Origin of the sequence: Pseudoalteromonas atlantica (assembly GCA_007988745.1) — a bacterium.
GTDB lineage: Bacteria > Pseudomonadota > Gammaproteobacteria > Enterobacterales > Alteromonadaceae > Pseudoalteromonas > Pseudoalteromonas atlantica.
Genome location: BJUT01000026.1, coordinates 1 through 25,496 on the forward strand (window position 1 = coordinate 1; position 25,496 = coordinate 25,496).

22 protein-coding genes and 1 tRNA gene are annotated in these 25,496 nt (G+C 41.0%); 4 read left to right on the forward strand and 19 right to left on the reverse strand.

Features of this window, described 5'->3' with window-relative positions; genetic code table 11:
• Window positions 1-434 precede the first annotated feature (434 nt).
• Window positions 435-1,013 (forward strand): sulfite exporter TauE/SafE family protein, encoded by a 579-nt coding sequence (locus PAT01_RS11700; protein WP_154945531.1) that lies wholly within the window; start codon window positions 435-437, stop codon window positions 1,011-1,013.
• Between the two features lie 92 nt (window positions 1,014-1,105).
• Window positions 1,106-1,339 carry a hypothetical protein gene (locus PAT01_RS11705; protein WP_154945532.1) on the forward strand — a complete coding sequence of 78 codons (234 nt, stop codon included), beginning with the start codon at window positions 1,106-1,108 and terminating at the stop codon, window positions 1,337-1,339.
• Window positions 1,340-1,516: 177 nt separating this feature from the next.
• Here PAT01_RS11705 and PAT01_RS11710 read toward each other — a convergent pair.
• From PAT01_RS11710 to rppH, 12 genes are all read right to left on the reverse strand, one after another.
• A tRNA-Arg gene (locus PAT01_RS11710) sits at window positions 1,517-1,591 on the reverse strand.
• A gap of 115 nt (window positions 1,592-1,706) precedes the next feature.
• Window positions 1,707-2,384, reverse strand: a complete 678-nt coding sequence (locus PAT01_RS11715) for a FlgO family outer membrane protein (protein ID WP_154945533.1) — start codon at window positions 2,382-2,384, stop codon at window positions 1,707-1,709.
• Between the two features lie 8 nt (window positions 2,385-2,392).
• On the reverse strand, window positions 2,393-3,085 hold the full coding sequence (locus PAT01_RS11720) for a FlgO family outer membrane protein (RefSeq protein ID WP_004586248.1): 693 nt from the start codon (window positions 3,083-3,085) through the stop codon (window positions 2,393-2,395).
• A 13-nt stretch (window positions 3,086-3,098) separates the two neighbouring features.
• Complete coding sequence (locus PAT01_RS11725; protein WP_004586247.1) at window positions 3,099-3,692, reverse strand: FlgO family outer membrane protein; 594 nt, start codon at window positions 3,690-3,692, stop codon at window positions 3,099-3,101.
• Window positions 3,693-3,851: 159 nt separating this feature from the next.
• Window positions 3,852-4,430, reverse strand: a complete 579-nt coding sequence (locus PAT01_RS11730; protein WP_154945534.1) for an SPOR domain-containing protein — start codon at window positions 4,428-4,430, stop codon at window positions 3,852-3,854.
• Between the two features lie 210 nt (window positions 4,431-4,640).
• Complete coding sequence (locus tag PAT01_RS11735; protein ID WP_029771919.1) at window positions 4,641-5,339, reverse strand: SPOR domain-containing protein; 699 nt, start codon at window positions 5,337-5,339, stop codon at window positions 4,641-4,643.
• Between the two features lie 380 nt (window positions 5,340-5,719).
• Window positions 5,720-6,598 carry a UTP--glucose-1-phosphate uridylyltransferase GalU gene (gene galU / locus PAT01_RS11740; RefSeq protein WP_121637835.1) on the reverse strand — a complete coding sequence of 293 codons (879 nt, stop codon included), beginning with the start codon at window positions 6,596-6,598 and terminating at the stop codon, window positions 5,720-5,722.
• Window positions 6,599-6,617: 19 nt separating this feature from the next.
• Complete coding sequence (locus PAT01_RS11745) at window positions 6,618-7,469, reverse strand: thymidylate synthase (RefSeq protein ID WP_004586243.1); 852 nt, start codon at window positions 7,467-7,469, stop codon at window positions 6,618-6,620.
• Window positions 7,470-7,481: 12 nt separating this feature from the next.
• Window positions 7,482-8,285 (reverse strand): prolipoprotein diacylglyceryl transferase, encoded by an 804-nt coding sequence (gene lgt, locus PAT01_RS11750; protein WP_004586242.1) that lies wholly within the window; start codon window positions 8,283-8,285, stop codon window positions 7,482-7,484.
• Between the two features lie 10 nt (window positions 8,286-8,295).
• Window positions 8,296-9,105, reverse strand: coding sequence for a sulfite exporter TauE/SafE family protein (locus PAT01_RS11755; RefSeq protein WP_154945535.1), 810 nt, complete (start codon window positions 9,103-9,105; stop codon window positions 8,296-8,298).
• Window positions 9,106-9,177: 72 nt separating this feature from the next.
• The gene (gene ptsP, locus PAT01_RS11760; protein ID WP_004586240.1) at window positions 9,178-11,442 is read right to left on the reverse strand and encodes a phosphoenolpyruvate--protein phosphotransferase; all 2,265 of its coding nucleotides are present in this window, start codon (window positions 11,440-11,442) and stop codon (window positions 9,178-9,180) included.
• A 29-nt stretch (window positions 11,443-11,471) separates the two neighbouring features.
• Window positions 11,472-11,990 (reverse strand): RNA pyrophosphohydrolase, encoded by a 519-nt coding sequence (rppH, locus tag PAT01_RS11765; RefSeq protein WP_004586239.1) that lies wholly within the window; start codon window positions 11,988-11,990, stop codon window positions 11,472-11,474.
• 577 nt (window positions 11,991-12,567) lie between these two features.
• On the opposite strand from rppH, the gene mutH reads away from it, so the two are divergent.
• Complete coding sequence (gene mutH / locus PAT01_RS11770) at window positions 12,568-13,239, forward strand: DNA mismatch repair endonuclease MutH (RefSeq protein WP_004586238.1); 672 nt, start codon at window positions 12,568-12,570, stop codon at window positions 13,237-13,239.
• A 290-nt stretch (window positions 13,240-13,529) separates the two neighbouring features.
• On the opposite strand, the gene eno is transcribed toward mutH, so the two are convergent.
• From eno to rlmD, 5 genes are all read right to left on the reverse strand, one after another.
• Window positions 13,530-14,828: a phosphopyruvate hydratase gene (gene eno / locus PAT01_RS11775; protein ID WP_029771921.1), complete on the reverse strand. Its 1,299-nt coding sequence runs from the start codon at window positions 14,826-14,828 to the stop codon at window positions 13,530-13,532.
• Between the two features lie 113 nt (window positions 14,829-14,941).
• Window positions 14,942-16,576: a CTP synthase gene (locus PAT01_RS11780; protein WP_004586236.1), complete on the reverse strand. Its 1,635-nt coding sequence runs from the start codon at window positions 16,574-16,576 to the stop codon at window positions 14,942-14,944.
• A 177-nt stretch (window positions 16,577-16,753) separates the two neighbouring features.
• A complete protein-coding gene (gene mazG / locus PAT01_RS11785; protein WP_154945545.1) occupies window positions 16,754-17,551 on the reverse strand; it encodes a nucleoside triphosphate pyrophosphohydrolase in 798 nt (265 codons plus the stop codon).
• A 1-nt stretch (window position 17,552) separates the two neighbouring features.
• A complete protein-coding gene (gene relA, locus PAT01_RS11790) occupies window positions 17,553-19,709 on the reverse strand; it encodes a GTP diphosphokinase (protein WP_154945536.1) in 2,157 nt (718 codons plus the stop codon).
• An 8-nt stretch (window positions 19,710-19,717) separates the two neighbouring features.
• The gene (gene rlmD, locus PAT01_RS11795; protein WP_154945537.1) at window positions 19,718-21,043 is read right to left on the reverse strand and encodes a 23S rRNA (uracil(1939)-C(5))-methyltransferase RlmD; all 1,326 of its coding nucleotides are present in this window, start codon (window positions 21,041-21,043) and stop codon (window positions 19,718-19,720) included.
• Between the two features lie 111 nt (window positions 21,044-21,154).
• Between rlmD and barA the strand changes: the two genes are divergently transcribed.
• Window positions 21,155-23,929, forward strand: coding sequence for a two-component sensor histidine kinase BarA (gene barA / locus PAT01_RS11800; protein ID WP_154945538.1), 2,775 nt, complete (start codon window positions 21,155-21,157; stop codon window positions 23,927-23,929).
• A 104-nt stretch (window positions 23,930-24,033) separates the two neighbouring features.
• On the opposite strand, the gene pdxJ is transcribed toward barA, so the two are convergent.
• Together pdxJ and recO are read right to left on the reverse strand one after the other, a co-directional pair.
• Window positions 24,034-24,765 (reverse strand): pyridoxine 5'-phosphate synthase, encoded by a 732-nt coding sequence (gene pdxJ / locus PAT01_RS11805; RefSeq protein WP_064385222.1) that lies wholly within the window; start codon window positions 24,763-24,765, stop codon window positions 24,034-24,036.
• 21 nt (window positions 24,766-24,786) lie between these two features.
• Window positions 24,787-25,479: a DNA repair protein RecO gene (gene recO / locus PAT01_RS11810; protein WP_024033080.1), complete on the reverse strand. Its 693-nt coding sequence runs from the start codon at window positions 25,477-25,479 to the stop codon at window positions 24,787-24,789.
• Window positions 25,480-25,496: the final 17 nt, after the last annotated feature.

Genomic DNA, 25,496 nt, shown 5'->3' on the forward strand with positions numbered 1-25,496 from the left:
TGTAAGCTGTAAGCTGTAAGCTGTAAGCTGTAAGCTGTAAGCTGTAAGCTGTAAGCTGTAAGCTGTAAGCTGTAAGCTGTAAGCTGTCAAAATTTTAAAGCGAGTAGATTTTTATTTACTCGCTTTTTTATACGTAGTTATAATAATTACTGTTTTACTAACACTTCAACTCAGTAGTTATTGGCATCTTTGGTTTTTTAAGGGCGGCTTTGAGCGATAATTGATCGTTCAAGTGATTCGTCATCAACTTAGTACTAATAAAAGCAAACTTTCCTCTTATTTAGATGTTCATATAAGCTACAGAAAGCATAATATTTATAGCTGGTAATAACACATACAATTTGTTATTAATCTAAGCTCATTAAATATGGACGTTTTCGCGCTAAAAAGGAAAGTGTCCTCTGATAAAGTTGTTATATACCTTTGGAGCATTAGTGTTTAACTTTCAGTTTCTTATTGGCTCTATTGCTGGTTTTTTTATTGCCTTTATATTATTTGTTTCCCTTCTTGTCACTAACGTCAATCTTGATGTTGCTGTTGCAACAAATATATTTATTGCTTTAGCTACAGCAGTAGCAACTGCTATTCACTACAGCTCAATACAAAAACAAAGAAAAGATCGTATTTGGGAAATTAACAAAAACGTTTTGTTAGAGCTAAGCCATTCCTTGTCATTAGTAATACAGGCATCACGCTATTATCAACAATTAGAGTATGCAAAACACAAAGTTGAAGATGAACCATCTGAGATGGATAGACCGAACCCCAATGTATTTAAGGACTTCAAAGATAAACAAGAATTTGCGATTAACGTTTATAAAACACTTATGAACAAAGAGCTAATCATTAGTATTCAAAAAGCTAAAGAAGCTAATGAAGAAATTGATAAAGCTGTTAATGAAAATCTCATTGATTACATCCCTGCATATGATTACTCAATTGAAGCTAACGAAGAGCTTCAAATAAAACTTGGAGAATTTATGGCTGAAATGTCTGGTGTAAACGACATATAACAAGGTGTTGAAATCGACCATGCTCCTCAGTAATTTTTTAGCCAACAAATTTATTGCCACTTAGCGAAGCGTAATATTTAGAAAGAGGTTTGATGCAGTTATTCAACATTAGTCGTTTAAAAACAGACTTTGGGATCTTTCGCGTAGCAGGTGATTGGTGTTCAGAAAAACCTGGAGTTGAAAATATCAACATTGAATCAATCGAAGTTATGGGAACTGATGGCTGGGTTATGCTCGATAAATCTAGCAAAAGCAATGCTCGATTAATTAATAGTCTACTACCACTATTTTTGTCACATTTACTTTTAAAAAACAGTGCTGTTTAAACGTAAATATAACAAGGCCTAAGGTGGCAACCGTCTGCTCATGGCACTCCTCAGCCACTCGTCAGCAATAAAATATTGATAATAATTGGTAAGGTATTTTACTGTGTCGGATGGCGCTTCGCTTATCCGACCTACGCAGGCACAAAAGAGTTACTAATATTGCATTAGGTTTTTGGTTGGTAGCCCCTGCAGGAATCGAACCTGCAACTGCCCCTTAGGAGGGGGCCGTTATATCCATTTAACTAAGAGGCCGCACCGAGCTTACAGCTTACAGCTTACAGCTTACAGCTTACAGCTTACAGCTTACAGCTTACAGCTTACAAAAATTATAACGGCTTCTTGTTTTTCATATCAAGCTAAAATTAACTTAATTGCTTGATAAATATATATCTTCTTTGTTTAATACGTACAGCGGTATGAGTTTACGGCTGCTTGCTACAATATGTTTGCTGTGAACATTTATAACGCGGGTGTTTACTGCTACGCCATTTGGGCGGTAAATTAACGTACCTGCTAATACATAGTTAGCCATGCTGCTTTCGCTTAGCTTTTCTATATCGCGCGATAACACGAAGTCGCCTCTGTTTGATACATCAATGTTGTCCATGGTTTTAAAATCTACCACGCCGTAGCCAAATTTTTGCAGCTGATGAATAAACGTCTCTGCTAGTTGATTACCCAACTGATTACTTTTATTAAGCGATGCGTCTAAATCTACAATGGTGGTAACCGCTATGTTGATGCTGTTGTTATCGGGCGCTTCGGCTTCAAGCGTATCGACTAAATCCAGCGCCATTTGCTCTACATAGTTTGCCAGCGTTTTGTGGTGTTTAAGCGGTGTAAACTGCCTTGCTGTGTCGTACTCACTTTGCTGCTGCACAGATTGGTTGGCATACATAGGCGTGGGTTGGCTACTTTGCGTTACCACGGTGTAGTCTGAGCGTGTGTTTATGCTTTCGTTATGCTCATTATTTTGCGTTATTGAACAGCCAGTTAATGCTAACGTTGCCGTTAGCCCCGCTATAGCAGATAGTTTGTAAAGCATGGTCAACCTCACTCGCTGGCTTGTTTAAGCATAATTCCGTCGGTGCGATAGCTACTGTTTAGCGCATCAACCACTGATTGAGGGATAAACCCTTGCGCACTGCCCACTACCGCTTTACTTTTAATGCCCACTATTCGTGCATTTACCAGTACGCCACCTTGGTGGCTCACAAGTGTTCCTGCTAATACGTAATTAAAGTTTTGATCTTGGTTTAGCTCTAGGTAGTCGCGGCTAAATACAAAGTCGCCTGCGGGGGTTACTCGCATATAATCGGTGGTTTTAAAATCGATAACCGGTACTCCAAAACTATGCAGCTCGTGCATAAAGCTTTCGGCTATTTGGTTACCTAACAGGCTTCCATCGCTGTAATCATCATCTAAAAATACAAAGCTAGAAACGGCAAGTGGCGTTTTGTCGTTTACGTATTGCAGGTTTTCGACCATGTCTTGCATTATACCGCGCACATAATGGTTTATATTTTTGCGTTTTGCAGGGGCACTTTTGGTGTAGTTACTTTGCTTGTTTAAATTAGACTGAAATAACGCTTCATTTGGTGCAGGTGCTTTTACCGCACGTTGCTCTGAAACAAGCTGGGCTGCATTGTCTTGCTCAACTTGCTCCGGCTCTGAATGTAGCGAATTTAACATTTGCGAACAGCCAAAGCCTAATGGCAAACATAGGGTAATTAATAGGTTTCTCATGGTGTGCTCCTGATTAATATTCGCTGCGGTACAAAGAGCCGTCACGCTGCTGAATTTTTTCATTTCCCCACATTACATTTATAGGGATCTCTGTGCTGCCTGCCGACAGTACTTGCTTGTTTTCAATATTAACGAGTCGTGCATTAACTATATAAGCATGCTGTTGGCGCGTTACAGTGCCGGTGATGACTAAGTCAATATTTTGGCGATTGCGTAATTTACTTAAGTCGCGGCTTAATATGCTGTCTGCGTTTTGCGCTAATATAAGGTTATTACCTAGGCGGTACTCAACGGTATGATAGCCAAGCTGGGTAAATTGCGTTAATAAGCTTTCTTGAATTTGTAAGCTCAAACCCGAGGCCTGCCCTGCTACTAGCTTAGTATCTAAAGCATCTGCATAAAAAAAGCTACTCACACCAATGCGCGCATTGGCATTTAAAGCGCCATTTACATGGTTAAGCTGCGAGGTTAGATTTGCTACATACTCGTTAACGGTATAGGGTGCCATTGCTGCTTTTGGCGCGTCAGTAGGCACACTCGGCTCTGGGGGCGGAACCAAGTTGCAAGCAGTTAAATTTAACAATACTAAAGGCAGTAAAAGGCGCATAGTTGCCGTCCTCTTTAAAACATACCGAGGATAAAGCAATTATTATGCCTAATTAACCTAAACTCTGGATAATAAACCTATCTCTAGCCAGAGATAATAAATTTAAGTATCAAGATAGTTCAATATGCTAGTAAGGCTCTTAACCAGAGTTCAGGTTAATTAACTTTGAGGCGTTTTGACGTAGTAGGTTACAAAGCAAGTATTATTGTTTATTAATAACTTACATGCATCGTTTGCTGCTTCTTTTGTTTTAAACGCACCAAGCTTTAATCTATAAAAGGTGTGCTGGTCAATCAGTACTTGCTCGGTATTTACTTCAAGCTTATTTGAGGCCGATTGAAATTGCTTTATAGCCGCTTCAAGTACCGCTTTATTTTTATATGCCCCCACTTGCACAGCAAACAGCGCATTTGTATTTACAACAGCTAAGTGGTTAGTTTGCTGCAGTTTTGGCTGCGCGTTAAGTTGTTTTAATTTATCTACTGTGCGCTGTATTTCACTTTCTAGCTTTAACAGTCTTTCTAGTTGAGGCTTGGTTTGTTGCCACTGCTGCGCTGACTCTTTTAGTACGGCTAAGTCATCTTTTTTAATGAGCACCGCCTGCTTTTGGGCCGTTGCTAGTGCGTGAGCACTGTTTGCTAATGCAAAGCCTAAAACTAATGTGGCTAAAAAATCCTTGTAGTGCAGCATAAGTATGTTGTTAATATGGGTAAGAGTGGGCGCTATTTTAACAGCCAATCAACGCTTAGCAAGTCACGCGTGCTAGTACCTATTGCGCTTTTATACCAATTAGCTTAATTAAGTAATCTATTATGAGGATAGTAAAACGTATTGATAGCTAGGCAAAAAAATTGCTATTTAGTTGTTCTAAACGAGATTTATTAACGCAGAACGCAACACGATTAGCCCCGTAAAATGATTATTTATTATTGCGGGTTGGTATCACTATTAAAGTTTAATTGGCTTATCGGTGTAGTTACTTACAATGCAGTCGAGCTTATACATTTTAAATACTTCACAGTCGGCTTTGGCATTTTTAAGGTTTTTATAAGAGCCAAGCTTTAAGCGATAAAAGGTTTTATCATTTATTTTTGCGGTTTCTACGTTGGTTAATATTTTATCTCTAAATAGTGGCGCTGCTTTGGTATTTAGTTCTTGCCAGGCTTTGGCTACATCCTGCTTAGAATCAACCGAGGCAACTTGTAATGCAAATACATGTTTAGGGGTATTAAGCTTTATAGTTTGCTTTTGGTTATTGTTAGCAGCTTTGTAAGTTTGCTGACGACGTGGCTTATTACTGGTTGTACGCGAAGGCGTGCGAGTGTAACGGCTGCTGTAGGCAGGGCTTGCATTAGATTGTGCAATAGCTTTAGAGTTTATTATATCTATGTGATTAACCAGGTAAGTAATTTCTTTTTCAAGCTTTAAAATACGCTCTATACCGGCGCGTGCTTGCTGCCATTGCATTGCGGCATCTTTTAATTGCGCAAGCTCTAGTGCAGTTATCGATACGTAATCGGGCGTGGTGTTAGGTATTTCATTATCAACAGCAGGTTTAGCGGTAGGCGTAATAGAGCACGCCGTGCCAAACGTAAGCGTAAAAAGGCATACAAAAAAGTGTTTATAGTATTTTTTTAATTTAAGCATGTACCCGTTATCCTGAAAGCAGTGCCTGTGCACTTACATTTCAGTTAAACATTCTCACAAGAAAGCGTTTAACTTAGCAATTTAAACAATGAGCGATTTTTGCTCCCGCACGCTAATTTACCTGCTTAGATAAAATTAACATGACCCTTCCGTGAGTTTGGCTTTTAATACAACTTTGATGCCAATTAACATAAACTTTACAATATAAATTACGTTATGTTGCTATATAACGCAAGTCAAATTCAGAACATAATTAAGCGTAGACCATCTTTATTACTGGCGTGGTTAAAATTAAGTAAACCCATACCTATTTTTGTATTAATAATTTAGCACTAAAAAAGGCGCCTAAACAGGCGCCTTGGTGGGTAATTTAATAAAAACTAAATTAACGATTTAATAAATGTTTTTAAATCATCTGCAAACTCGTCGCGGCGCAGAGCAAACTCTATCGTTGCTTTTAAGTAGCCTATTTTACTACCACAATCGTGGCTGCGGCCTTTCATTGCGTACGCGTCTACTTTTTCTTGCTGCATTAGCATGGCAATTGCATCTGTAAGTTGAATTTCGTTGCCAGCCCCTTGCGGCGTTTTAGCAAGCAGTGGCCAAATGTTTTCGCTTAATACATAACGCCCTACTACCGATAGGTTTGAAGGTGCTTCATCTATTGGCGGTTTTTCTACCATGTTAATAATTGGCGAGCTTTCACCTTGGTGAAGCTCTACGTCACCTAAATCAACAACACCAAATTTGTCTACTTCGTCCATTGGTACTGGCTCAACCATAATTTGGCTGTGCTTAGTTTCTTCAAAACGGGCGATCATCTCTGCTAGGTTGTCTTTTTTAAGGTCGCTCTCTACGTCATCAACAATTACATCTGGCAAAATAACCACAAAGGGTTCGTTGCCAATAATTGGCGCTGCACAGTTAATTGCATGACCTAAGCCTTTGGCTTCGCCTTGGCGTACGTGAATAATGGTCACATCTTTAGGGCAAATTGCCTGTACTTCGGCAAGTAATTGCCGCTTTACGCGTTTTTCAAGCGTGGCTTCTAGTTCAAAGCTGGTATCAAAATGGTTTTCGATAGAGTTTTTACTTGAGTGCGTTACAAGTACAATCTCTTTAACGCCTGCTGCTACCGCTTCATTTACTACATATTGAATAAGCGGGCGGTCTACCACTGGGAGCATCTCTTTAGGGATAGCTTTTGTGGCAGGTAACATACGCGTTCCAAGGCCTGCTACGGGGATCACTGCTTTCATCTTGTTCTCCTTAATCTTATTATACTGAAAACGGATATTGGATTGGTTCGTGGCATTGATAGCCTACTACTTCAAAATCGTCTCGTGTTACCCATGTTTCTATATCTTCTAGTGATTTTATGTTTGGGTTAATATTTAATTGCGGTGAGTCAAACGGCTCACGTGTTAGCTGTACATCGCGCATTAACGGTAACTGGTTTTCGTAAATATGCGCGTTAGCAATTTTATGATACGCCTTACCTGCTTTATGGCCGGTAATTTGCGCCACCAATGCCAGTAATACAAAGCACTGAATTTGATTAAAATTAAGGCCCAGCGGCACATCGCAACTGCGCTGATACGATGTTAAATACAGCGTGTCGCCAAGCAGCGAAAACGTATGCGTGTGCATACATGGGCGCAAGCAACCAAGCTCAAACTCACCAGGATTATAAAAGGTAATTATTTCACCTCTGTCATCAATCCCGTTTTTTAAGTTATTTATTACTTTAGCAAGCTGATCGAGCGTTGAGCCATCTGGGCGCTGCCAATTTCGCCCTTGCACGCCATAAACGCGGCCCATGTCGTCCTCGCCTTTGCGGTTAGGGTTATTTAGCCATGCGTTATTATCGTTTGCGTTTGCATCCCAGGTTTTACAGCCTATATCGCGAAATTGCGCTGCGCTATCGTACCCGCGTAAGTAACCTAAAAGCTCTGCTATAGCGGCTTTATAGTAACTTTTACGAGTGGTGATCATAGGAAATTTATTATTACCTACATCGTATTCTAAGTCGGCATTAATAACGGTTAAGCAACGCGTGCCTGTGCGTTTGTTTTCTACCCATACACCTTCGTCAACGATGCGCTGACATAATTTTAAATATTGTTTCATGATCTGTTCTTACTATGCCTTTGCTGCGGTTACAGGTTGCGGTTTTTTGTACGCCCAAATTAATAGCCCTAGGCCACCAATTATCATAGGTAACGAGAGTATTTGGCCCATTGAGATAAAATCGGCAAATAAGCCAAGCTGCGCATCTGGTTGGCGGAAATATTCAATACAAAATCTAAATACGCCGTACCCTAATAAAAATACACCGGCTACACTGCCTGCAGGGCGAGGCTTTTTAATAAACCATAATAAAATTAAAAACAGGACTAGCCCTTCAAAAAAGGCTTCGTATAACTGTGATGGGTGACGCGCAAGCGGCCCACCCGTTGGAAATACCATTGCCCATGGCACATCGCTTACGCGGCCCCATAACTCGCCATTTATAAAGTTACCAATACGCCCTGCTAATAAGCCCACCGGAACCAGTGGCACCACAAAATCCCCCACTGCGAATAGTGATTTTTTGCGGGTTTTTGCAAATAGTATAATAGCGGTAATAACCCCTAATGTTCCGCCGTGGAACGACATACCGCCTTGGTCAATTCTAAATAAATATAATGGATTTTCTAAAAAGTAACTAAACTGATAAAACAATACATAACCAATTCTACCGCCTAAAATAACCCCTAGCATGCCGTAAAAAAGCAAGTCGCTAACTTGCTCTTTAGTCCAACCAGAGTTTGGTTTTTCGGCTTGACGATTAGCAAACCACATCGCAAATGCAAAACCAATTAAATACATTAAACCGTACCAACGTACGCTTAGCGGTCCAACAGAAAAAATTATTGGATCGATTTGAGGAAACTCAAGTGCCATAAATAAACCTTTAGCTAAAAACCATTTTAAGTGCGATGAGCACAAGCAACACCGCGAAAATTTTCTTTATTATATTAACAGGTAAATAATGAGTTGCTTTAGCCCCTAAGGGCGCCACAAACCACGATGTTATTACAATACCAAATAATGCAGGTAAGTATACAAACCCTGCGAACCCATGAGCTAAATCGGTTACCTGCCAGCCTGTGCTTATATAACCAATAGAGCCAAATAGCGCGATAACAATGCCGCTCGCTGATGCACAGCCTATCGCTTTTTTCATATCAACTGAAAAGTAATTAAGCATAGGGGCAATAAGTGCGCCGCCACCAATACCTATTAAACCAGAAAGCGCGCCCATAAGGGCAGAAATGCTCCCTAAAATAACCCCTTTTGGTAGCGGTTTTTCTTTAAGCGATTTACTACGTGATGCCCACACCATTCTGCCTGCAATAAACACAACGCTAATTGCAAACACGCTGCGTAATGCTTGTTCGGGTATTAAACTTGCGGCAAAGCCACTTATTAACGCGCCTAAGCCTACACCCGACATAACCCACGGTGCAATTTGCCACGGCACATTATCATTTTTATGATGAGCCAAGACTGAAGAAGTAGAAGTGAATAAAATAGAGGCAAGCGATGTTGCAATAGAAATAACTAATACGTGATCAGGTGAAGTAACGTCAAACATCAGTAATAAGCTACTTAAAACAGGCACAATAATTAAACCGCCGCCTATCCCTAATAGCCCAGCTAAAAAGCCAACTACACAGCCAAGTAGCGCACAACTGGCCACGAGTAAAGCTAAGTCATACATAGTGTTCTCAAATACCTTTTCGTGCGCCTATATTAAAGGATTATAAAGTTAATAGCATCTTTAAGCGCTGCATTATTTGGCGGTGTAGAATAGATCGCCTAATTGGTGTTCAATCATAAAATTGCGCGTTAAGCGCAGTACCTGTTTAGCGTTCGATTGCACTAAACACTCTGCGAGTAATTGCTGCATATCGTTAATATTTAAGCGCCTTAAAATCCACTTTACTTTAGTTAACGACGACATGTTCATACTTAAATGCCTATAGCCCATGGCAATGAGTAAAATAGCACCCTCTGGCTCGCCGCCTAGCTCGCCACATAAACTAAAGGGTAAACGGTGTTTATTACATTCATTCGCTACTTTATTTAATACCCTTAACACACCGGGGTGATATGGGTTAAATAACTGAGCCACGCGCGCATTTGCTCTATCGACAGCAAGTAAGTATTGCGTTAAATCGTTACTGCCTACTGAGCAAAAATCTACTTTTTTAGCCCACTCGTCGAGCATAAATATACTTGAGGGTACTTCAAGCATAATGCCCACTTCTGGGCGCTCCAAATTTTGCTCTGGGTGTTTTTCTGCCAGTTCAAAATAAGCTTGTTCAAATAACGCGAGCGCTTCGTCTACCTCTTCTGTACCGCTGATCATAGGCAGCATTATTTTTAAATTACCTAAGCCCATATTTGCTTTTAACATAGCTTTGAGCTGATCTAAAAATAGCTCTGGATGGTCAAGGCTTATGCGTATGCCGCGCCACCCTAAAAAGGGATTTTCTTCGGTGATATTAAAGTAATCTAAAACTTTATCGCCACCAATATCTAGGGTTCGCATAACCACTGGCGCTGGGTGGTAACTTTTTAGCACCTCCCTATACCAGTTTTCTTGCTCAGCTTGCGATGGAAATTGCCCCTTTTGCATAAACCATGCTTCGGTACGATAAAGTCCTACCCCATCGCAAATATGCGCACTGCTTTGCTCGGTATTAAGCTCAAGCCCTGCATTTAGCATTAAATTTATTTGCTCACCATCTAAGGTAACCGACTGCGCACTTTGCTCTGCTAAAAAGCGGTTATTGAGTAGTTTATCTTGGTGCTTTAACTGTGCGTATTCGTCGAGTAACACTTGCGAAGGAGAAATATATAAACGCCCAGCAAAGGCATCTAAAATCATTGGTTTAGCATCAAATTGCAATAAGGGTAAATCTTCAATACCCCAAATAGCCGGTATTCCCATCGCTCGGGTTAATATAGAGGCATGGCTATTGGCTGAGCCATTCACACTCACTACACCCGCTAAATGCCCGTTGGGTACTTCAGCCAGCATGGCGGGCGTTAAGGTATTCGCAATTAATATGGTATTGGGTGGGTAATCTTTTACTGCGTGCTCTGTGTTTACAAGGTGGTGTAATACCCTTAAACCTATGTCTTTTACATCAACTGCGCGCTCTTTAATGTAGGGATCTTGCATGGCATTAAACTGCGAAATAAGCCGCTCAATAACAATTTTTAAGGCGCTTTTTGCACACCAGCCCTCTTGTAACTGTACCTCAACATTGTGGCCTAAACTTTTGGCATCAAGTAATTGTTGGTATACATCAAATACCGCGAGTGCTTCTCGCGGGATTGAGTCACTCAAGGTCATTGACAGGGTATTAAATTCTTTGCGGGTGGCAGCAACGGCTTGTGTAAACAAACGGCGTTGCTCGGCGCTATCGGGATCTTTTTTTAGTTCTATAGATTTAAAATCAAGCTTGGGCAGTACCACAAAGGCTTGGCCAATCCCAATACCTGGCGCACTCGACACCCCTTTGAGCACTGAGGTTTGGTGTGATGATTCGTCTTGGCGTAAAAGCTCTTTTATTTCAGCATGCGCAAGTTGCGAGGCTAGCTGCGCTGAAAGGGTAATTAAAAACGACTCTTCGTCTTGGCTAAAAACCCGCGCCATTTTTTGTTGTACAACAATAACGCCCAATACCTTTTTTTGATGGACCACAGGTACAGACAAAAAGGCATTGTAACCTTCTTCGTTTACTTCGGGGGAGAGTTTAAAACGCGGATGAGATTTTGCAAAAGCAATATTAATGGGCTCTTCACGCTGGGCCACTAAACCTACAAGCCCTTCGGTAAAACCAATTCTAAACTTACCTACGGCGTCGGGGTTAAGGCCTTCGGTTGCCATAAGTACAAAGTTATCTTGGCTGTAGTCGGCAAAATAAATAGAGCAGCACTGGGTTTTCATGGCCTCTTTAACCATTTTCACAAAGCACACTAAGGCACTGTCTAAATTCGCTTGTTGCGAAACAGACTCAGCAATAGTTCTAAGTGTTGCCAGCATTACCTGCTCCTTATTTTATAATTATGCTACTACCTTTTGTGTCGCCACTGTTCTTTATGATGTTCTCTTTTATTAAAGGGCATTGCAAACGGTGCAAACTCTTTCATCACCCGTCTGTATACATCGCGTTTAAACGATACCACTTGCCTTACTGGGTACCAATAACTCACCCAGCGCCAATCATCAAACTCGGGATGATGTGTTTTAAGCAAGTTTACATCTTCATCTTTGCAACGCAGTTTTAATAAAAACCATTTTTGTTTTTGCCCAATACACACCGGACTAGAGTCGCGGCGAATTAATCGCTTGGGTAATTTATAGCGTAACCAATGTTTTGAACTTGCAACTATTTCTACATCTTCTGGTCGCAAACCTACTTCTTCGTGTAATTCACGGTACATGGTTTGTTCGGGTGTTTCTCCGTCATCAACACCGCCTTGGGGAAATTGCCAAGAATGTTGACCGTAACGTCTAGCCCAAAAAACCTGCCCCTGATTATTGCAAATTACAATTCCGACATTGGCACGAAAACCTTCGGCATCAATCACCTTAGTGCCTCATTTGTAAGTCGATTTTTAATGATTGTTCCACATTAGCTGCAATTCGGCAAACACTATTATCCCCAAAGTCATCACGCCCTAATCGCACGTTTACTATTTACGCTGTGCATAACGACTTAACCTTAAATGAGCACTGAGTAATTACAAGGATAAAATAACCCTTAATTGACGCAACTTTTAGCAAAAAAAGCTAAGCTATGCCTTGATTATTATGTTTAGTGCTATTTACTCACAGCTTGTGTATAACTTTTGATAAACAAGGCTATTTTGCAAACAAGTCCACAATAGCAGATCTAAAAACTCGCTTTCTCCACAGATTCTGTGGATAAACATGTTTATATAGTTGTATTTATCCCATATAGAATTTGCTAACTTAATTAAAGCTGAATGAGTTAATTGAAAATATTAAAGCTAGTCAGTCACTTACAGTTAAACTGTGACTTTTTGGGGTGAGCAAAATTACGCCAAACACAGTGCGTATAAAAAACAACCAAAAGCAAAGATATCCACCTTACGGGGGTTTTGCTATCATGGCGCTGTTAATTATTCAAGGTAAATGAGTAGCATGCGACCAACAAAACCCCATTCAATTAATGACTTAATGCAACGCGTGAACGCTATTGCTGGTTTAACATTAGGGCAATTAGCCTCTCAATACAGCTTTAAAACCCCTGACGACCTATTACGTGAAAAAGGCTGGACCGGGCAACTTATTGAATACGTGTTAGGCGCTACTGCAGGCTCAAAACCCCTCCCCGACTTTGAAGATTTAGGCATTGAATTAAAAACACTGCCTATTTCGTATAAAGGAAAACCCTTAGAAACCACTTTTGTGTCGGTTACCCCCCTTATAAACGTAACCGGCATGACGTGGCATACAAGCGCTGTGCGTAAAAAACTCAATCATGTTTTATGGCTGCCTATATTGAGTGAGCGCGATATTGCGCCTTTTGATAGAACCATAGGCAGTGGCTTTTTATGGCAGCCTACGCCTGAGCAAGATGCGTTGCTACAACGAGACTGGGAAGAACAAATGGAGTTAATAGCGCTTGGGCGAGTTGATGAAATATCGGGCCATTTAGGGGATGCTATACAAATTAGGCCTAAAGCCGCTAATAGCAAAGTAGTTACCGATGCTATTGGTCCAAATGGGCAAACAATAAAAACCTTACCGCGTGGTTTTTATTTAAAAACCAGTTTTACAGGGGCTATTTTAAAGCAGCAATTTCAGCTCTGAGCTGTGCAGAAAATATTATGAGTTAAGCAAATCCTGTTTCGCACTACTTGCGCGTGTCAGCGAGCTTAACTCCTACAAGATATTTCACCTTTTTTAATAAAATAATTTGAGGTTTAAATAAAGAGTTTTCGCTTTTCTTGTACCCTCTTTTCGCACTGAGTGCGCGTCAGTAAGATTAACGCCTACAAAGCATTCTCATCTCTTTGATAAATTATCAGGCATAAAAAATCCCCGCATTAGCGAGGATTTTATTATCTAAAATTAAAAATAAGATTCTATATAAAATAGAATTACTGACCTTTAACTTCTTTAAGACCGTTGTAAGGTGCTTTAGAACCTAGCGCTTCTTCAATGCGAAGAAGTTGGTTGTACTTAGCAACACGGTCAGAACGGCTCAATGAACCTGTTTTAATTTGGCCTGCAGCAGTACCTACCGCTAAATCAGCAATAGTTGCATCTTCGGTTTCGCCAGAACGGTGCGAAATAACAACTGTAAAGCCTGCATCTTTAGCCATTTTGATTGCTGCTAACGTTTCAGTTAGTGAACCAATTTGGTTAAATTTAATTAGGATTGAGTTAGCAATACCGTTATCAATACCGCGTTTTAAAATCTTTGTGTTAGTTACGAATAAATCATCGCCTACTAATTGGATTTTATCGCCCATTAATTTAGTTTGGTGTGCAAAGCCATCCCAATCTGACTCATCTAAGCCATCTTCAATAGATACAATTGGGTATTGCTCAGTTAGATCTTTTAAGAAGTAGTTAAACTCTTCTGAAGTGAATTTTTTGCCTTCACCTTTCAGATCGTAAATGTTTGCTTCTTTGTCGTAAAACTCAGAGGCTGCACAGTCCATAGCCAGTGTAATATCTTTACCTAGCTCGTAACCTGCGTTTGCTACAGCTGTTTTAATAGCTGCAAGTGCCGCTTCGTTTGATGCAAGGTTTGGTGCAAAACCACCTTCATCACCTACCGCTGTAGAGTGGCCGTCTGCTTTTAATACTTTAGCAAGGCTGTGGAATACTTCAGCGCCCATACGTAGGCCTTCGCGGAAGTTTTCAGCGCCAACAGGTTGGATCATAAATTCTTGAATATCGACAGAGTTATCTGCGTGCTCACCACCGTTGATGATGTTCATCATAGGTAACGGCATTGAGTAAACACCTGGTGTACCGTTTAAGTCTGCGATGTGCTCGTAAAGCTCAACTTTTTTAAATTGTGCAGCGGCTTTTGCAGTTGCTAGTGATACCGCTAAAATAGCATTTGCACCTAGTTTTTCTTTATTTTCGGTGCCATCTAAATCTAGCATTACTTTATCTACAGCACTTTGCTCTAATGCATTTTGGCCTTTTAGCGCATCCGCAATTTCGTTGTTAATAAAACCAACTGCGTTTAATACGCCTTTACCTAAGTAACGGGCTTTGTCACCATCACGTAGCTCTAGTGCTTCGCGAGTACCTGTTGATGCACCTGAAGGAGCGGCAGCGCGGCCCCAAGAACCATCAGCTAAATATACATCAGCTTCAACAGTAGGGTTACCACGCGAGTCCATAATTTCGCGACCAATTACTTTTACGATTTCTGACATCTTGATTCCTCTATATTCCCAAAATGGTGAGTTCAGCTAACTTTACTACGTTTTATATCTTTTAGTCAGCCCTTTAGACAAAAAAGCCGTGCAATATGCACGGCTTTTTTTAATTACGAAGACGTTTTTTGATGAGTATGAGCAGCTGCTACAAACCCTTCAAATAACGGGTGACCATCACGTGGTGTTGACGTAAATTCCGGGTGGAATTGCGCGGCAATAAACCATGGGTGATCTTTATTTTCGATGATCTCTACTAGTTTTTTATCTTCTGATAAACCGGTAAAGCTTAAGCCTGCTTGCTCTAATTGCTCTACAAAGTTGTTGTTTACTTCGTAGCGATGACGGTGACGTTCAATAATTTCTGTATTGCCGTACACTTCGTGCACCTTAGAACCCGGCGTTAAGTGACATTTTTGTGCGCCTAAACGCATGGTGCCACCTAAATCAGATTTTTCATCACGTATTTCAATGTTACCCTCAGCATCTAACCACTCGGTAATTAAGCCCACTACTGGCGCTTTTGAGTGAATATTAAACTCAGTTGAGTTAGCGTCGGTTAAACCTGCAACATTACGTGCGTATTCAATAAGCGCTACTTGCATACCTAAACAAATGCCTAGGTAAGGTACTTTGTTTTCACGGGCATACTTAGCCGCTAAAATTTTACCTTCAACACCACGGCCGCCAAAACCACCTGGTACTAAAATAGCATCTAGATGAGAAAGCAGTTCTACCCCTTTGCTTTCTAGGTCTTGCGAGTCAACGTATTCAATATTAATGGTTAAACGGTTTTTAAGACCTGCATGCTTTAGTGCTTCGTTAACTGATTTGTATGCATCTGGTAGTTCAATGTACTTACCAACCATACCAATCGTTACTTCGCCAGTCGGGTTAGACTCTTGATAAAGTACTTGTTCCCATTCAACTAAATCAGCTTCTGGTGCGTCAAGGTGGAAACGACGACATACAAAGTTATCTAGCTCTTGTGATTTTAATAGCGCAGGAATTTTGTAAATGCTGTCTACGTCAGGAAGCGAAATAACCGCTTTTTCTTCAACGTTTGTAAACAATGCAATTTTTGCACGTTCGTTGTTAGGCAATTTACGGTCTGAGCGACAAATAAGAATATCTGGCTGAATACCTACAGAGCGTAACTCTTTAACTGAGTGCTGTGTTGGTTTGGTTTTCACTTCGCCTGCAGGGCCTAAGAATGGCACTAGCGTTAGGTGAATAAATAGCGCGCGTTCGCGGCCAATTTCTGTACCTAACTGACGAATTGCTTCAATAAATGGTTGTGATTCAATATCACCTACTGTGCCACCAATTTCTACAATCGCAATATCATGACCTTCAGCACCGTCGTATACACGTTGCTTAATGTCATTTGTGATGTGTGGAATAACCTGAATGGTTGCACCTAAGTATTCACCACGGCGCTCACGACGTAGTACATCTTCGTACACTCGCCCTTGTGTGAAGTTGTTGCGGCTGGTCATTTTGGTGCGAATAAAACGCTCGTAGTGACCTAAATCAAGATCCGTTTCGGCGCCGTCTTCTGTAACGTATACTTCACCGTGTTGAATTGGGCTCATTGTGCCTGGGTCAACGTTTATGTAAGGATCCAGCTTTAAAATGGTAACATCTAAACCGCGGGCCTCTAAAATAGCTGCCAATGACGCTGCTGCAATACCTTTACCCAACGAAGAAACAACCCCGCCAGTAACGAAGATAAATTTTGTACTCATGCGAACCCTAGAATATCAGGAATTAAAAGGAATATAACACCCGAGAAAGAGACTCTGGGTATATCATCAAGACGGGGCGAAATTGTACCAAAACAGCGTTGAGCAATCCAGCTAAAAATAGCGTTTACGCGCACAAAAAATGTTCGTTGATTAACATTAGGTTGTGCTGGGCTCATCTTATTTCGCTTTTTTAATGGCTTCCCATGCTTCTTCCATTTCGTCAAGCGTTGCGCGCTCTAAACTTTTACCTTTTGCAATTAAATAACCTTGCACTTTTTCAAAGCGCGCCGAGAACTTATCGTTGGCTTGTCTGAGTAGTTGCTCTGGGTCGCGTTTAACATGGCGAGCCACATTTACTGTGGCAAATAATAAGTCGCCTATTTCTTCTGCTGTATGATCGGATGAAGGGTCGTGCTCAAGCGCTTCTTTTACTTCAAATACTTCTTCACTTACTTTATCAAGTGCCCCGTGGTAGCTTGGCCAATCAAAACCAAGTGCGGCAACACGCTGCTGAATTTTTTTAGCTTTAGTTAGGCTTGGCATATTGGTAGGTATATCTTGCCAAAGTGAGGCTTTGCTTGGCTGTACTTTTGCTGCACGCTCTTGTGCTTTAATTGCTTGCCATTGCTTTGCTAATTGCTCGTCGGTTAACGCTTGCTTAGTGGTAAAAACATGAGGGTGACGGCGGGTAAGTTTACTATTTAGCTCACTAACCACGTCGTTAAAATCAAATAGCTCCTGCTCTTTGGCAAGTTGTGCATAAAAAACTATTTGAAACAGTAAATCACCCAGCTCATTTTTAAGCTCGTTTAAATTACCCGACTCTATGCAATCGGCCACTTCAAAGGCTTCTTCTAGCGTGTGCGGAACAATCGATTTAAAGTTTTGCTTGCGATCCCACGGGCAACCGTCGGTAGGATCGCGAAGCAACGCCATAATATCGAGGAGTTGCTCAAGGGCGTTACTGTTTGCCATTTTATTGGTTTCGCTTGGCACTGTGAACACCTTCAATTTGATGCAGTTTAGACAAAACCCGGTTTGTGCCCGATAAATCATGCACTTCTATTTGCATAGTAAATACCGCTAACTGATCAGCCCCAACAGTATTAACGTTCATGTTGATCACATTTACTTTTTCGTTAGCCAGTACAGAGCTAATATCGCGAATTAAACCTGAGCGATCGCTGGCTTCTATTTTTATACTTAGCGCATAAGAGCCGTTTATTTCATCTGACCAACTAACCGATATAACACGCTCTGGGTGTTGCTCTTTTAAGTTGTTAAATGAATCGCAATCTTCGCGGTGCACCCCAATGCCACGGCCTTGTGTAATATAGCCAATTATTTTATCGCCAGGTACTGGGCGACAACACTTAGCAACGTGGCTCATTAAGCTGCCCACGCCATCCACCACAATGCCGTTTTTATCGCCAGTTACTTTACTTGGCGCTTTAAAACGAATAACGGGTTCTTCTTCAGTACGATCACTGACAAAGTTAAGCATTTGGTTTAAGCGAACATCGCCGGCACCAATGGCAACCATTAAGTCATCTAGTTCTTTAAAATTAAAGCGCTTAATGGCTGGGTCTAAATCTTTGTAGGTTAAATCTAGCTTTTGCAGTTCGTTATCAAGAATCTCTTTACCGGCGCTTAAGTTTTTATCGCGGTCGAGCTGTTTAAACCAATGATGGATTTTAGCCCTTGCACGCGACGATTTAATGTAACCAAGCGATGGATTTAGCCAATCGCGGCTTGGATTAGGCTGCTTTTGCGTGAGAATTTCTACCTGATCGCCCGTTGATAGCTGATGTGTAAACGGCACTATTTTGCCAAATACTTTAGCCCCTATACAGCGGTGCCCTACATTTGAGTGAATGTAGTAAGCAAAATCAAGCGGTGTAGCGCCAACAGGTAAATCGATAATATCGCCGCTTGGGGTAAATATATAAACGCGGTCTTCTACAACTTGGTTTTTAAGCTCTTCGGCTAAATCGCCCCCATCAACCACTTCTTCTTGCCATTGTAGTAATTTGCGCAACCAGCTAATTTTTTGCTCATAGCCTGAGCCACGCCCAGGTAAAGCGCCTTCTTTATACATCCAGTGCGCGGCTACGCCTAGCTCTGCATCTTGGTGCATTTCGCTGGTGCGTATTTGTATTTCAACGGTTTTCCCTTCAGGGCCAAATACCACGGTATGAATTGATTGATAGCCATTTTGTTTAGGTGTAGCAACGTAGTCGTCAAACTCTTTATTAAGGTGGCGCCAATTAGTGTGCACAATACCTAGCGCGCCGTAACAATCTTGCAGGCGCTCTACAACAATACGCATTGCCCTAATATCAAACAGCTGATCAAACTCGTAGTTTTTTTGCTGCATTTTTTTATAAATGCTGTAAATGTGCTTAGGGCGACCATACACTTGCGCCTCAATACCGGCTTCGCTTAAGCGAGCTTTTACTTGCGCAACCATATCTTCCATATAGGCTTCACGGGCAAGGCGCTTGTCATCAAGTTGTTTAGCAATGCTTTTATAGGTGTCGGGGTGTAAATACCTAAACGATAAATCTTCTAGTTCCCACTTAAGCTGCCCTATACCTAACCTGTTTGCTAACGGGGCAAAAATATCGGCGGTTTCTTTAGCGGCAATAACACGCTCTTCTTCATCGCCATTTTTTACATTGCGTAAATGGCACACTTGCTCAGCAAGTTTAATCACCACAGCGCGCACATCTTCAACCATGGTAAGTAACATTTTACGAATGTTATCTACCTGCATAGTGCCTTTACCTTGGTGCGATAAAGTACTAATAGCAGCCATTTGCGCAACCCCTGTTAAAAGCATGGCTACATTTTTGCCAAGTTGTGCTTCTACGGTTTCAAGGTCTACTAAGTCATTTAAGTAGTAATGCGTGAGATACGCGGTTGCGAGAGATTCTGCATCTAAATTTAGCTCGGCTAAAATCTCGACCATTTCTATGGCCGTGTTTTGCCGTGCTTGGTTGTCACATGTAACACACAATGCTTGCGCTTTGTTTAGTAGCGTTATTTTCTCTTGCGATAACGCTAACTGTTTTAGGCTAGTAGCAAAGTCACCTTTGTCGTCCTGCTGATGTGATTGACGTGTAGCGACCATAAAACGCTTTACCTCCGTTGAAATAACGCCATTGTTTCTATGTGTCCTGTATGTGGAAACATATTCATTAGCCCAGTTTTAGTAACTTCAAAGCCTGCTTGCGAAATAATTGCACTGTCACGGGCTAAAGTAACAGGATCGCAAGAGACATATAAAATGGTTTTAAACTGCTTTAAAGGTAGTTGCTCTAAAACAGCCATAGCACCTGTGCGAGAAGGGTCTAATACTAATACGTCTAGCGCCTTATTAAACCATTGTGCTGTTTCAATTTTTTGCGTTAAATCAAAACAATGAAAGTGCGCATTAGTGATAGAGTTAGTTTGCGCATTTTGCGTCGCCATTGCAACCGCCGATGCAACCCCTTCTACTCCAATAACCGATTTAGCATGCTGGGCTAGCACTAATGAAAAGTTACCAATACCACAAAATAAATCCAATACTTGCTCGTTTCCTTGCAAGTTAAGCCAATTTACTGACTGAGCTAACATAGCTTGGTTAACTTCATCATTTACTTGAATAAAATTACCAAGGCCAAATTCAAATTTTAATTTAAACTTTTCTAAAAAATAATACGGCGTAGGCAAATGAGCCTGCTCTATAACATCGCTGTTGTCTTGCCAGGTAATTAACCACTGCTGTGCGTTTGCTGCTTCTTGTATATAGCTTTTGGCTTCATCTGGTATCGCTTTAGTATGGCGAATAACAATAAAGTTCCCAGCTTCGTTTTGGCACAACTGCAAATGACTTATACTGTGTAGCGCTTTGTATTGATTAATAAGCGTTTCAAAAATACTAAATACGTTAGTAAATGCCTTACTAAGCACATCACATTGCTCAATACTAATCACATTTTTAGAGCTAGGCGCACGATACCCAACTCGCATTTTTTTAGCGGCTTTATCATACATTACGGCAATACGGGCACTGCGTCTGTAATGAGTGGGCTTACTTAAAAGAGGCGCTTGCCAATTTAAGTCGCTTAATTTGGCAAATTTTTGAAACAATTGCGTCACTGCATTTTGCTTTTCAACCACTTGCTGATTTATTTCTAGGTGCTGCAACTGGCAACCACCACAGTGATTATAATGCTGACAAAAAGGCTGCGTGCGTGCATCGCTTGGATTAATAACCTTAACCAGCTTTGCACTACTGTATTTGGCCTTATCTTCAATTAGGGTTGCCGTTACTTTTTCATTCATTAAAGCGCCGCTTACAAAGCACACTTTATTATTGTGTTTGGCAACGCCCCGCCCTTGATGATCCATGGCCGTAATATTAAGTGTGAGTGTTTGCTGTTTAAGTGGTTTTTTCTTTGCTTTAAAAATTTGCGCCATGCGGCATTACCTTAAATTTTGTATTACGTATAAGCAAATCAGATGCTTTGAGAATAGCCGATGAACCGTATATACTCGATCCATACTAATAATGATAATAACGCTTCCATTATGACCAAATTAGGCTTACGTGATTCTGTTTTAACCTTAACCTTGATCCCCACAGTGATCATTGGTTTGTTACTTGGCGGCTATTTTACAATAAATCGTTACATTGAGCTTGATGAAATTTTATATCAGCAAGGCAGCTCAATATCTGAACCCTTAGCAATTGCTTTAGAGCAGCCTTTACTTGAAAAAAATAAAAAGCTGCTCAACCGTCTGATTAGTTACACACACAATAAGCACTCCCCAACCATTAAATCGATTGCTATTTTTGATACCAGCAATCAGCTTATTATGACCAGCAACTATCATCGCTCGTTTGATGAACTAACTCAAAAAGAACAAATTGAAAATCTTCACACAACAAAAATTAATAAATCAGAAGAGTTAATCACGTTCTATACTCCAATTTTTAATCACTCTGCGCCGGTATCAAAATGGGATATTAATGATTTTCAAACCCCGCTTGGCACCGTTATTTTACAACTTAATAAAGACCAAGCGATTATAGGCCAGCAGCGAGCGGTTTTAATTAGCGGCATTGTTATTTTATTTTCAATAATATTGGCATCTATTTTAGCGCTTAAGCTTAGCCGTATGTTTATGAACCCGCTTAATAAGTTAGTACTTGCCACCGACAAACTAGTTGAAGGTAAAAGAGACACGGGTTTAAACGACACCATGATGGGCGAATTTGAACTTTTGCGTGAAGGGCTTAATACCATTGCCCACACTATGGTTATGCAAAAAGACGAAATGCAGAAAAATATTGATCAAGCCACGAGTGATTACCGCGAAACCCTAGAGCAATACGAAACCTCAAATATTCAGCTAACCATGGCCAAAAAAGAGGCGCAAGATGCTAACCGCGTTAAGTCCGACTTTTTAGCTAAAATGAGTCACGAGTTACGCACCCCACTTAATGGGGTTATTGGCTTTACGCGCCAATTGTATAAAACACCTTTAAATAAACATCAAAAAGACTATCTCGATACCATAGAACTTTCTGCCAATAGCTTATTGACGATTATTAGCGATATTTTAGATTTTTCTAAACTTGAAGCGGGCGCAATGGAGCTTGAATCAATCCAGTTTCAACTGCGCGATAGCGTAAACGAAGTTATGACATTATTAGCTCCCTCGGCGCATGAAAAACAACTAGAGCTATCTATTTATATCAACCCACAAGTGCCTGATGATTTAACCGGTGACCCCACTCGCCTTAAACAAGTACTCATTAACTTGTTAAGTAATGCCATTAAGTTTACTGAAAAAGGCTCTATAAAAGTTGATATAAGCTACCGCTTATTAGATGAAGACCGCGCCTCTATTTTAGTATCAGTAACCGATACCGGTGTGGGTATTCCAATGGATAAGCAAGATGCGTTATTTACTGCATTTGGCCAAGCAGATTCCTCCATTACCCGAAAATTTGGCGGCACTGGTTTAGGTCTCATTATTACCAAACACATTGTAGAGGCTATGAATGGCCGAATAACGCTAAATTCAGCCCCGGGAAGCGGCACCTGTTTTACCTTTAATGGTGTGTTTAGGTTGCCTGATCATACCTTTAGTAACGACTTACCTTCTAAATCACTTATTGGTAAACGCATATTATACCTAGAGCCACACGAGCATACGCACCACTCAGTGCTTTCTGTATTAAACGAGTGGGAAGCGGTTGTAACCGCCTGTTTTAATGAAGCAGCGTTTTTAGACGCCATCAAACATAAAATGTTTAAGTACGATATTTGTATCATTGGTGATATGACATCGGTAGATGATATGCAGCGACTTAAGAGCTATGTGAATATGGTTCGCGAGTCGTGCGATTATTTATACCTTATGCTCAATACTGTATCGCATAATATGCGCGAAGCGTTTATTGGCAGCGGCGCCGATGCGTGCTTAAGTAAGCCGCTTAATCATCGTAAATTATGTGAAGTACTGGCTGCGCCTTATCGCCTTGATCATCCAACCTTAAATATTGAGCCAAGCGACCAAACATTATTGCCATTAAAAGTACTGGTGGTAGATGACAACGATGCAAACTTAAAACTTATTTGCACCTTGTTAAAAGAGCAAGTTGAATTTATAGACACCGCTTATAATGGCTCGCAAGCCTACAGCTTAAGTAAAAGCCATAAGTACGATGTTATTTTTATGGACATACAAATGCCGATTATGGATGGCATTACCGCGTGTAAACTTATTAAGGAGTCTTCTTTAAACGAAGACACACCTATTATTGCGGTAACCGCGCATGCACTGCACAGTGAAAAAGAGCAGCTATTAAAAGATGGCTTTAAAGGCTATTTAACTAAGCCTATTGATGAGGACATGCTGAGCCAAATTATTTGCGATCATAGTCCGCAATCGCCCGTAAGCCGCGACAAAATTAAAAGTGTAACGTCGCAAAGCCCAGCTCCATTTGAAAGTGACTGCTTAGATTGGTCGCTTGCGCTACAACGTGCAGGGGGCAAAGGTGAGCTGGCGCTGGAAATGCTCAATATGCTATTACAAAGTGTGCCAGAGACACTCTCGCAGCTCAACGAAGCTATTGAGCAAAACGATTGCCAAACGGTATTAAGTGTTATCCACAAATTCCATGGCGCGTGCTGTTATACCGGTGTGCCTAAGCTTAAATCACTGGCAGAAACCATAGAAACCTCACTTAAAAGTGAGTGCGTGCTAGATAACGTTGAGCCTGAACTATTTGAGCTTCAGGATGAGCTGGAAAACCTCATGGCAGATGCAAGTGTTACCGAGCATCAACGCTAAAAAACACGTAATAAAAAAGCGCAGTAAATGCGCTTTTAACAGGTTTTGATACCATTTTACTTAATTAAGTATTTCTATGAAATGGTGCCACCATGGGGTTAAATTTATAACCTTGCCTCAATCATGAGGCGTTTCATGTCGCGTACTGCTTTTTCAAGGCCATCAATAGCTGCGCGCGCAATAATAGCGTGGCCAATGTTAAGCTCATAAATTTCAGGCATTGCAGCAATTGGTTTTACGTTATGATAATGAAGGCCATGCCCTGCATTTACTATTAAGCCTAAGCTCGCCGCGTATTTTACACCCTCTCGTATGTGCTCAAGCTCTTTGTGTAAATCTTCATCATTAGTGGCATCTGCATACGCGCCGGTATGAATTTCTACATACGGTGCACCACACGCTTTAGCTGCATCTAACTGTGCTTTATCGGCGTCAATAAATAATGACACTTTAATACCCGCATCAGTCAGTGTTTTAGTGGCCGCTTTAATTTTATCTACATTAGCGGCCACATCTAGGCCGCCTTCGGTCGTAAGCTCTTCACGTTTTTCAGGTACTAAACATACGTACTCAGGCTTTACTTCAAGGGCAATATTAATCATTTCATCTGTAACCGCTGTTTCAAGATTCATACGCGTTTGAATTGTTTTAGCCATTACGTATACATCGCGGTCTTGAATATGGCGACGGTCTTCACGCAAATGAATAGTAATACCATCTGCACCGGCGTGCTCTGCCACACTGGCTGCATGTGCTGGGTCTGGGTATGATGTACCACGCGCTTGGCGAAGCGTTGCAATATGATCAACGTTTACGCCTAAAAGAATGTCTTTCATTTTGTTACCTGTAAAATATGTTTATTGAGAGGCCATAAATAATTCACGGCTTTTTAATGGTTTATTACCCAGTAAAGGTTTTAGTAAATAACGGCTTAATTGTTTTGCCATATAGAGTACATCGCTTTGGCTAAAATCATGATTAGCAATCGCTTTGAGCTGCGCGCCGCTAAACCCTGAGCGTGTATCTTGTTGCATCAAAAAACCCAACTCAGGAAAGTAACTATACGTTTGTCTTTCATCAATTGGCTCACCACTGGCATCAAAGCTAAAGTCGACGCCATAGCCCAACAACTCTAATAATTGAAATTCGTATGAGCGCAGCACCGATTGTAAATCGACATCGCTATTTAAGTTCTCTAGGTGAGTTTTGTAGAGCTCAAACACTTGTTCAAGTGGCTCGTTTACCGGCACAATGCGGTTAGTCAGCTCATTTAAATAAAAGCCACAGTAAAGCTTATCCTTTGTTAAATATAAAGGATTACCATGTAGCTCAAATTTATTAATGTATTTTAAATCGTACTTGCCACTGTAATGAACAAGCAGTGCCTGGAAAGGCTGTAATTGTGCTTTGTGTTTAGTGGCCTGGCGACCACTCACTCTGGCTAGCATTCTAAGCTGGCCTACGCCTTCTACCAGCATATCGAGCATTACTTGGGAGTCGCTATAAGGACGCCGATGTAATAGGTACGCTGTGTAGAAGTCGCTATCCATATTAGTTGGTTAAATGC